Consider the following 9,562-nt stretch of genomic DNA (forward strand, 5'->3'; position numbering starts at 1 on the left):
ATCCTTCACGATGCGCGTACGCCCGACAGCGGGCTTCGGCCGCGATCTTATGCAGATTTCATATTGCGCACAATCAAGTTCTGTGCGAGTAAAGAACTAGATTGCGCGCAATCGATATGATCCGGTCCTGGGCCGGGCCATGGCGCCCGATCCGTTCGTTCGACCAGCAGGAGAGATCGACATGAAGGCACTCTACACCGCTCATGCTCATGCCACCGGTGGCCGCGAGGGCTCCGCCGCGACCGACGATTCGAAGGTGGACGTCAAGCTGTCGACTCCGAAGGAACTCGGCGGCGGCGGTGGCGCCGGCACCAATCCGGAGCAGCTCTTCGCGGCCGGCTACGCCGCCTGCTTCCTCGGTGCGATCAAGTTCGTCGCCGGCAAGGACAAGATCCAGGTGTCGGAGGACTCGAAGATCGAGTCGAGCGTCGGCATCGGCCCCCGCGACGACGGCACCGGCTTCGGCCTCGTGGTCGCCCTCAAGGCGACCCTGCCGGGCCTCGACCGGGCGGTGGCCGAGGATCTCGTGAAGCGCGCCGACGTGGTGTGCCCCTACTCGCACGCCACCCGCGGCAACATCCAGGTCGACATCTCGGTCGCCTGATCCCGCGCCGGCCGTGGAGCCTGCCTCCACGGCCCTGAGTCGCGCCTGGGACGTCAGAAGTGGCGTCCCAGGACCTCGCGCACCCGCTCGACCATCTCGGCCACCGGCACCGAGAACTGGGCCGGGCGCGCGGCTTTCCACGCGGCGTTGCTGGTGATGGCGGCGGCCGCCTTGGCGCCCTCGATCAGGTCCTTGATCTGGACCTCGCCGGCCTCGCGCTCGTTCGAGCCCTGGATGATGGCGCAGGGGGATCCGCGCCGGTCGGCATACTTCATTTGCGCCTTCATCCCCGAACCGCCGAGATAGAGCTCGGCCCGGATGCCGGCCTCGCGCAGGCTCGAGACCAGCCGCTGGTAATCGGCGATGTTGTCCCGGTCGAGCACCAGCACCACCACGGGCCCGGGCTTGGCGATGCCCTCCAGCAGCGGGCTCTTCACGAGCTGCAGGGCCGAGAACAGGCGCGAGACGCCGATCGAGAAGCCGGTCGCGGGCACCGGCTCGCTGCGGAAGCGCCCGACGAGGCCGTCGTAGCGCCCGCCCCCCGACACCGAGCCGAAGCGCACGGTCTGGCCCTCCTCGTTGGTGACCGGGAAGGTCAGCTCCGCCTCGTAGACCGGGCCGGTGTAGTATTCGAGCCCGCGCACCACCGAGGGATCGATGCGGATGCGCGCGTCGTAGCCGGCCGCCGCGAACAGGGCGGCCATCTCGGCGAGTTCGCGCACGCCCTCCAGGCCGATGGCGCTGCCCGCGAGCGACGTCTCGAAATTGGCCAGGGTGGTGGCGTTGTCGGCCGGGGCCGATCCGCTCCCGGTCCAGCCGGTGAAGGCCAGGACGCGCCCGATCGCCTCCTCCGCCAGGCCGGCCCCCTTGGTGAAGTCGCCGCTCTCGTCCCTGCGGCCGGCGCCGAGCAGCTCGCGCACGCCCGCATCGCCGAGGCGGTCGAGCTTGTCGATGGCGCGCAGCACGGTCAGGCGCTGGCCGGCCTTGTCGGGACCGCTGAGCCCGATCGACTCCATCAGGCCGTCGAGGACCTTCCGGTTGTTGACCTTCACCACGTACTGCCCGGTCAGCCCGAGCTTCTCCAGGGTCTCGGCCATCAGCATGCAGATCTCGGCATCGGCCGCCACCGAGCCGGCCCCGACGATGTCGGCGTCGAACTGCATGAACTGGCGGAAGCGGCCCGGCCCCGGCTTCTCGTTGCGGAAGACGTAGCCCGCGCGGAAGCTCCGGTAGGGCTTGGGGATCGCGTCGAAGTGCTCGGCCACGTGCCGGGCGAGCGGCGCGGTCAGGTCGTAGCGCAGCGAGAGCCAGGATTCGTCGTCGTCTTGGAACGAGAACACGCCCTCGTTCGGCCGGTCGAGATCGGGCAGGAATTTGCCCAGCGCCTCGGTGTATTCGACGAAGGGAGTCTCCAGCGCCTCGAAGCCGTAGAGCTCGAAGCTCTGCCGGATCGTCTCCAGCATGCGGTGCTGGGCGGCGATCTCGTCCGCGCGCCGGTCGACGAAACCGCGCGGCAGGCGCGGCTTCAGGGTGTCGGCCTTCGTTGAATCGGCCTTGGCCATGGTGATCTTCGCGTCCGTCGGGGCTGTTCTGGGTCCCGGGGGCTCTATCGCGGGTGGCCTGGGGCGGCAAGCGCGCCGGGCGTCAGAGCGCCAAGGTGAGGAGACCCGCGAGGCTCAGGATGGCGATCGGGATCTGCACCGGACGCAGGCGCGCGAAGAACAGCGGCGCCTCCCCCCGCCGGGCCGCGATCGGATCGAGGACGGCGATCGCGCTGAAGCCGAGGAGGAGCAGGGCCAGGGCCGGCACGGCCCGGTCGAGGGTCGCCAGCACCAGGGCGGCGAAGCCGAGGCTGAAGAGCCCGATCATGGTGGTGATCTGGACGATGGTCGCCCCGCCCTCGGTGCGGAAGCTGACGCCCCGGCGCACGCCGGAGAGGAACAGCAGGATGGCGCAGCCCCACAGGACGGTCAGCGCGGCCGCGGCCTGCCCGAGGGGGGCGCCGCGCCAGCCCCAGGCGACGAGCGCACCGACCGCGAAGGGCAGCATGGGGCCGTAGCCGAACACGATGCTGAGCCAGGGCACGGCGCGCGGTTCGGTGACCCGCAGGGTCCGTCCGTCGGGTCGTTCGTCCATCGTCGGGGGCTCCGGTCGGTGAGGCTCTCTCGCCAAACCGGGGCGGCCGCCCGCTGTTCCGCGGAGCGTCGATCGGCCCTCAGGCCGTTTCCGCCCGCGTCTCGCGCCGGGACCGGCCGGCCTCCCGGCCGGGTCCGGTCGCGCTCCCCCGGGACGGCTCCGGGGCGGCCTTGCGCTTGCGCCCGCCGCGGCCCTCGCTGGTGGTGTCGAGCCAGAGGACGAGGCCGAGGGCGAGGAGCGCGGGGGCACCCAGCGCCAGGAAGGCGCCGGTCCAGCCGAGCATCGCCTGGGCAAGGCCGCCGTACCAGGCCGAGAGCGCGCCGCCGATGCCCTGGATGGCGTTGAGGGAGCCCAAAGCCGTCTGGGTGCGGCCGGAGCCCCAGGTCAGGTCGGTCACCACCACCGGCACCGCGACGCCGATGATGCCGGAGGCGACGCCGTCGAGAATCTCGGCCGAGATCAGCCAGAGGGGATCGTCGATGAAGGCCGAGAGCGCGGCGCGCACCGGCAGCACCGCGCAGGCGGCGATGAGGAGCTGGCGCCGGCCGCGCCGGTCGGCCAGCGAGCCGGCGAACAGCGCCACCGGGATCATCACCAGCTGCGCCACCATGACGTAGCGCGCGGTCCAGCTCGTCGCGTCGACGGCGGTGGCCACCAGCTTCTGGCCCAGCAGCGAGAGCATGCCGCCGTTGCCGAGGTTGAACAGGGCCAGGGCCACGGCCAGCACGAGGAGCCGGCGGTCGCCGACGATGCTGCGCAGGCCGGCGCGCTCCGGCTCGTCGTCGGAATCCTCCTGCCAGCCCACGGCCCGGCGCTCGCTGTAGCAGTGCCCCGGCGTGGTGACGGTGGCGACGATGGCCAGGACCGCCATGCCGCCGAGCACCCAGAATGCGATGGCCGGGCCGAACCAGCCGGTGCCGAGGCCGATGCCGCCGGCCGCGAGCAGGATGCCGAGATGGTTGAAGGCCTGGTTGCGGCCCTGCTGCCGGGGAAAGCGGTCCTTGCCGACGATGCCGAGGGTGAGCGCGGTGACCGCGGGCAGCAGCAGCGTGCCGCCCGCGGCGGCCATCATCTGCGCGGCGAAGACCGGGATCACGCCCCGGGCCGGCAGCAGCAGCAGGGTTCCGCACAGGATCGCCCCGCAGGCCAGGGCGATCAGCAGCCGGGGCCGGCCGAGGCGGTCGACCAGAGCGCCGAAGGGGCCGCTGAGGAGGAGGGAGCCGATGCCCACCAGGGTGGTGACGAAGCCCACCCGCGCGGGACTCCAGGATGCGGCCTCGGCGAGCCAGGTGCCGAGGAACGGGCCGAGCCCGCCCTGGATGTCGCCCGTGAAGACGTTGATCAGGGCGAGGTGATGCGTAGCGAGCATGCGATCCAGGGGCTGGAGCGATCCGGCGACCGGCGGCGCGCGGGCCGCGACCGGAAGGGCTCCGAGTAACGGCCAAGTCCGGCCTTCGATCCTCCGGCCTTCGATCCTCCGGCCCGGGGTCTCCCCGGCCTTCGGTCCCGCCCCGGGCGCGGGCGCGCGCCGGCGGGGCGGGCCTGGAGGGACGGGGCGCCCTTACGAGGCGAGCGGGCCGGTCTCGCCCTGGGCCTGGGCCTCCATGGCCTTCTGGCGGTAGAGGCCGACGAAGTCGATCGGGTCGATGTAGAGGGGCGGGAAGCCGCCGTTGCGGACGGCCTCGGCGACGATCTGGCGCGCGAAGGGGAAGAGCAGGCGCGGGCACTCGATCATCACGGCCGGATGGAGCTGGTCCTGCGGGATGTTGCGCATGCGGAAGATGCCCGCATAGGTCAGCTCGAAGGCGAACAGCACCTCGTTGGCGATCTTGGCATCGCCTTCCAGGGTCAGGTCGACCTCGAAATCGAACTCGGCGATCTGCTTGGCGTTGACGTTCACCTGGATGTTGATCTGCGGCCCGCTCTCCTGCGGCTGCAGCGAGCGCGGCGCATTCGGATTCTCGAAGGAGAGATCCTTGGTGTACTGCGCGAGCGAGTTGATCGTCGGCGTGGCGTCGTCGGTCTGCGCCGTGGCGCCACCGTTGCCGTTCGGTGCCGGAGTATCGGCCATGGCGTTCTGTCCTCTTCCTGGGTCGTCGGGGCGCGGTGAGGCCTGGGTCTTCTGCGCTCGGATCCTGAGGGCGAGCCCATGACAGGCGCCGGTTCCGGTCGCTCGGAGCCGGGCGGACCGGCCCGCACACCGACACGCCGTCACCGCTCGGTCAGCGCGATAGCGCGCTATCACGCTCGTCCGCACGGGACAAGGCGAGGCGGGTCAAGGCGGCGCAGGCGCACGCCCTCGCCTGGAATCGGCGTCCGCGATATCCATATCTCCGCACGACCCCGGAGGTTCGACCCCGATCGAGACTCCGCGCGTGAGGAGCCGGCCCGCGCCTTGCGCAGGGGCCGGCAACTGCGCGACATGGTCGGGACCATTTCGGCCGGGACCGGCTCGGCGGGGCTTGTCCGGGCCGGGCGTGTCTCGGCCACGCTTGTCAGCCGAGGACCCGGGCCGGGTTTCCAGAGCCCCGTGAAGTAACGTATTCGTGCCAAGGCCACGATCGGATCAGTGATGCAGGACTCCTTCGACTTGACGACCCTGATCTTCCTCGCGCTGGCGGTGTTCGTCATCTGGCGTCTGCGCTCGGTACTCGGTCAGAAGACCGGCACGGAGCGCTCGCCGTTCAAGCCGGTGGACCGCAGCCGCACCGAGCCGCCGGCCGCGCGCGGGGACGGCGACAACGTCGTGCGCCTGCCGGGTGCCGACCGGGTCCAGCCCCAGGCCGATCGCGGCCAGACCGCGGTCAAGACGGATGTGCGCGACTGGCGCGGCATCGCCGAGCCCGGCTCGGCCATCGCGCAGGGCCTCGAGGCCGTCGTCCAGGTCGAGCCCGCCTTCGATCCGCGCGCCTTCGTGGAGGGTGCCCGCAGCGCCTACGAGGCCATCGTGATCGCCTTCGCCAAGGGCGACCGCAAGACCCTGCGCAGCCTGCTCTCCCGCGAGGTCTGCGAGGGCTTCGAGCGCGAGATCGATGCCCGCGAGGCCCGCCGCGAGACCGTGGAGACCACCTTCGTCTCCCTCGACAAGGCCGAGATCGTGGCCGTCGACGTGAAGAACCGCGTCGCCCAGATCACCGTGCACTTCCTGTCCCACCTCATCACCGCCACGCGCGACGCGCAGGGCCAGGTGACGGACGGCAGCGCCGAGGCCGTGGTGGAGGTGCCCGACGTCTGGACCTTCGCCCGCACCCTGGGCACCCGCGACCCGAACTGGCAGCTCGTCGCCACGGAAGCCGGCGCCTGAGCCCGACGGTGCACAAGGTCGCGTGAACCGGTTCTCCCGTCCCGCGGCGGTCCTCCTCGCCGCCCTCAGCCTCCCCTCCCCCGGCTCGGCCGCCCCCGCGGCCGAGCCGTTTCGCGTGGGCGAGGCGGTGCTGGAGCCCGTCGAGGCCGCGACCCTGCCGGGTTTCCCCGGCCCCGACGCCGCCGGGGCGCTCGCGGCCTTCCGCCGGACCTGCCGGACCCCGCCGGCGACGCCCCAGCCCCCCACCGTCACGGTGGCGCCCGAGGCGCTCCGGGCCGCCTGCGCCCGGGCCGGGACCGTGCCCGAGGCCGACGCGGCGCGCTTCTTCGCCGAGGCCTTCACGCCCTACCGGATCGTGCGCCCCGCGGCCGGAGGCAACCCGGAGCGGCGCACGGGCTTCCTCACCGGCTACTTCGAGCCGGAGCTCGTCGGGTCCGCCACCCCGAATGCGGATTTCACCGCCGCGGTGCTCGCCCGCCCGGACGACCTCGTCGGGCTGGAGCCCGGCGAGACCCGGCCCGGCCTCGACCCGTCCTTGCGCGCCGCGCGCCGGGTCGGCGACGGGTTCGAGCCCTATCCCGACCGGGCCGCCATCGAGGACGGCGCCCTGGGCGCCCGCGCGCGGCCCCTCCTCTACCTGCGCGACGCGGTCGACCTGTTCGTGCTCCAGGTTCAGGGCTCCGGCCGGGTCCGCCTGACCGACGGGCGCTCGGTCCGGGTGCTCTACGACGGCCGCAACGGCCGGCCCTACACCTCCATCGGCAAGCTCATCGTGACGGAGGGGCACCTGCCCCTGGACGGCCTCACCCTGGCGCGCTGGACCGGCTGGCTGCGGGCGAACCCGCAGCACGCGACCCGGCTGATGCGGGCCAACGCCTCCTACATCTTCTTCCGCCTCGCCGAGATCGACGACCCGAATCTCGGGCCGCCCGGCGGCGCCGGCGTGCCCCTGAGCCCCGGCCGCAACCTCGCGGTGGACGCCACCCTCTGGCGCTACGGCCTGCCGTTCTGGCTCGAGGGCCGGATCGCCGGGTCCGCCGATCCCGGGCGGCTCGTCGTCGCCGCCGATACCGGCTCGGCCATCGTCGGCCCGGCGCGGGGCGACCTCTACCTCGGCACCGGCGCGCAGGCCGGGATCGCCGCCGGCAATCTGCGCGACGCCGTCGGCTTCGTCGTGCTGCTCCCGAAATCGGGGGCCGGATCCGCCCCATGAAGACGCCCCGGCGCCCGCGCGGCCTCTCCGGCGAGGACGCCTACCTGTGGGGCGAGATCGCCCGGCTGATCACCCCCCTGCGCGGCCGCATCACGGGCCGGGGCGCGGCGGGCAAGCCGCCCGCCGCCACGCCCATTCCGGCGCCGACGCCCGCATCGACCAAGGGCGTACCGCCCAAGCCCGTCGCCACGAAGCCCGCACCGCCTAAGCCGATGCCGCGGACCCTCGCCAAGCGCGCCGCGCTGAAGCCGAGCCCGCCGCCGGCCCTTTCCGCGCCGGTCCCGGCACCGCCGCCGACGGCGCCGGGCCTGGAGCGCCGCGCCCGCCTCGCCCTGCGCCGGGGCGCCCTCCAGGTGGATGCCCGGATCGACCTCCACGGGATGTACCAGGCGGAGGCGCACGGGGCGCTGGTCGGCTTCCTGATGCGGGCGCGCGCGGCCGGCCACACCCACGTCCTCGTGGTCACCGGCAAGGGCGGCCCGACCTACGACGACGCCTTCTCCGAGCGCGGCGTGCTCCGCCGCAGCGTGCCCCACTGGCTGCGCGCGCCGGAGCTGCGCGCCGTGGTCCTCGGCTTCGAGGAGGCGGCCCGCCATCACGGCGGCGCCGGGGCTCTCTACGTCCGCCTGCGCCGCCGCTGAGAGGCGCTGGACGGGCTCCGGCGGACGGACCTTGCGAAAAGCCGCGAAACGCGCTACCGCTGGGGCCTCTCCTCGTTACGCCGCGTTGCATCCGTGAGCCCCTGGCTCCGCCAAGACGATGCGCGGAGCCGTCTTTCCCCAAGGCGGACCGACTGATCGGCGCCGAAACGGCGCCCGGCGACCAAGCTCCCCGACTGCCACTTCCGACCCTCTGCCCCGCCTCGCCCTTCCCGCCGGTTCTGAATCCCCCATGACGTCACCGTACGAGACCCTCCCCGTGGAAAGCCCGGCCGAGGGCGGAATCGTCGCCGCCGATCTCGACGGCATGCGCGAGGTCAAGCTCCAGGACCTCAAGTCCAAGACGCCGACCGACCTGATCGCCTTCGCCGAAGAGGTCGAGGTCGAGAACGCCTCGACCATGCGCAAGCAGGAGCTGATGTTCGCGATCCTGAAGCAGCTCGCTGCCAAGGAGGTCGAGATCATCGGCGCCGGCACCGTCGAGGTGCTGCAGGACGGCTTCGGCTTCCTGCGCTCGTCGGATTCGAACTACCTGCCGGGTCCCGACGACATCTACATCTCGCCGACGCAGATCCGCCGCTTCGGCCTGCGCACGGGCGACACCGTCGAGGGACCGATCCGCGGCCCCAAGGACGGCGAGCGCTACTTCGCGCTGCTGAAGGTCAACACGATCAACTTCGAGAACCCGGAGAAGATCAAGCACAAGGTCCATTTCGACAACCTGACGCCGCTCTTCCCGACGCAGCGCTTCAAGCTCGAACTGGACAATCCGCCGAAGAAGGATTTCTCACCGCGGATCATCGACATCGTCGCCCCGATCGGCAAGGGGCAGCGCGCCCTGATCGTGGCGCCGCCGCGCACCGGCAAGACCGTGCTGATGCAGAACATCGCGCAGTCGATCACCATCAACCACCCGGAATGCTACCTCATCGTGCTGCTCATCGATGAGCGCCCCGAGGAAGTGACCGACATGATCCGCTCGGTGAAGGGCGAGGTCATCGCCTCGACCTTCGACGAGCCGGCCACCCGCCACGTGCAGGTCGCCGAGATGGTGATCGAGAAGGCCAAGCGCCTCGTCGAGCATGGCCGCGACGTGGTCATCCTGCTCGATTCGATCACCCGCCTCGGCCGCGCCTACAACACCGTGGTGCCGTCGTCGGGCAAGGTGCTCACGGGCGGCGTCGACGCCAACGCCCTGCAGCGCCCGAAGCGCTTCTTCGGTGCGGCCCGCAACATCGAGGAGGGCGGCTCGCTCTCGATCATCGCCACCGCCCTCATCGACACCGGCTCGCGCATGGACGAGGTGATCTTCGAGGAGTTCAAGGGCACCGGCAACTCGGAGATCATTCTCGACCGCAAGGTCTCCGACAAGCGCATCTTCCCGGCCATCGACATCACCCGCTCGGGCACCCGCAAGGAAGAGCTCTTGGTGCCGCCGGATGCGCTCAAGAAGACCTACGTCCTGCGCCGCATCCTCAACCCGATGGGCGTCACCGACGCGATCGAGTTCCTCATGGACAAGCTGCGCCAGACCAAGAGCAACAACGATTTCTTCGACTCGATGAACACCTGACACCGAACCGGCCGGACCCGGGGCCATCGTGTCCCGGGTCCGGCCGACCGGCCAGTACCGGTGGCGGGCGCGA

Annotated in this window: 9 protein-coding genes; 5 read left to right on the top strand and 4 right to left on the bottom strand. The window is 71.7% G+C overall.

Features of this window, described 5'->3' with window-relative positions; translation table 11 throughout:
- The first annotated feature begins 181 nt into the window (after nucleotides 1–181).
- Nucleotides 182–604: an organic hydroperoxide resistance protein gene (locus AC0IWM_RS14705; protein WP_056472317.1), complete on the top strand. Its 423-nt coding sequence runs from the start codon at nucleotides 182–184 to the stop codon at nucleotides 602–604.
- Nucleotides 605–657: 53 nt separating this feature from the next.
- Here the strand turns inward: AC0IWM_RS14705 and hisS are convergent, their stop codons facing one another.
- The 4 genes from hisS to secB form a co-directional block, all read right to left on the bottom strand.
- A complete protein-coding gene (gene hisS, locus AC0IWM_RS14710) occupies nucleotides 658–2,166 on the bottom strand; it encodes a histidine--tRNA ligase (RefSeq protein WP_471756140.1) in 1,509 nt (502 codons plus the stop codon).
- Nucleotides 2,167–2,248: 82 nt separating this feature from the next.
- Nucleotides 2,249–2,740: a DUF3429 domain-containing protein gene (locus AC0IWM_RS14715; protein ID WP_471756142.1), complete on the bottom strand. Its 492-nt coding sequence runs from the start codon at nucleotides 2,738–2,740 to the stop codon at nucleotides 2,249–2,251.
- 79 nt (nucleotides 2,741–2,819) lie between these two features.
- Nucleotides 2,820–4,109, bottom strand: a complete 1,290-nt coding sequence (locus tag AC0IWM_RS14720) for an MFS transporter (RefSeq protein ID WP_471756144.1) — start codon at nucleotides 4,107–4,109, stop codon at nucleotides 2,820–2,822.
- Between the two features lie 192 nt (nucleotides 4,110–4,301).
- Complete coding sequence (gene secB / locus AC0IWM_RS14725; protein WP_056472304.1) at nucleotides 4,302–4,811, bottom strand: protein-export chaperone SecB; 510 nt, start codon at nucleotides 4,809–4,811, stop codon at nucleotides 4,302–4,304.
- 501 nt (nucleotides 4,812–5,312) lie between these two features.
- Here secB and AC0IWM_RS14730 point away from each other — a divergent pair.
- The 4 genes from AC0IWM_RS14730 (at nucleotide 5,313) to rho (ending at nucleotide 9,489) form a co-directional block, all read left to right on the top strand.
- Nucleotides 5,313–6,044 carry a Tim44/TimA family putative adaptor protein gene (locus tag AC0IWM_RS14730; protein WP_471756146.1) on the top strand — a complete coding sequence of 244 codons (732 nt, stop codon included), beginning with the start codon at nucleotides 5,313–5,315 and terminating at the stop codon, nucleotides 6,042–6,044.
- Nucleotides 6,045–6,066: 22 nt separating this feature from the next.
- On the top strand, nucleotides 6,067–7,257 hold the full coding sequence (mltA, locus tag AC0IWM_RS14735; RefSeq protein WP_471756148.1) for a murein transglycosylase A: 1,191 nt from the start codon (nucleotides 6,067–6,069) through the stop codon (nucleotides 7,255–7,257).
- Nucleotides 7,254–7,898, top strand: coding sequence for a Smr/MutS family protein (locus AC0IWM_RS14740; protein WP_471756150.1), 645 nt, complete (start codon nucleotides 7,254–7,256; stop codon nucleotides 7,896–7,898). The genes mltA and AC0IWM_RS14740 overlap by 4 nt, the downstream gene beginning before the upstream one ends.
- Before the next feature lie 250 nt (nucleotides 7,899–8,148).
- Nucleotides 8,149–9,489, top strand: a complete 1,341-nt coding sequence (rho, locus tag AC0IWM_RS14745) for a transcription termination factor Rho (protein WP_055946483.1) — start codon at nucleotides 8,149–8,151, stop codon at nucleotides 9,487–9,489.
- Nucleotides 9,490–9,562 lie beyond the last annotated feature (73 nt).

The sequence above is a fragment of the Methylobacterium sp. AC433 genome (assembly GCF_979253015.1).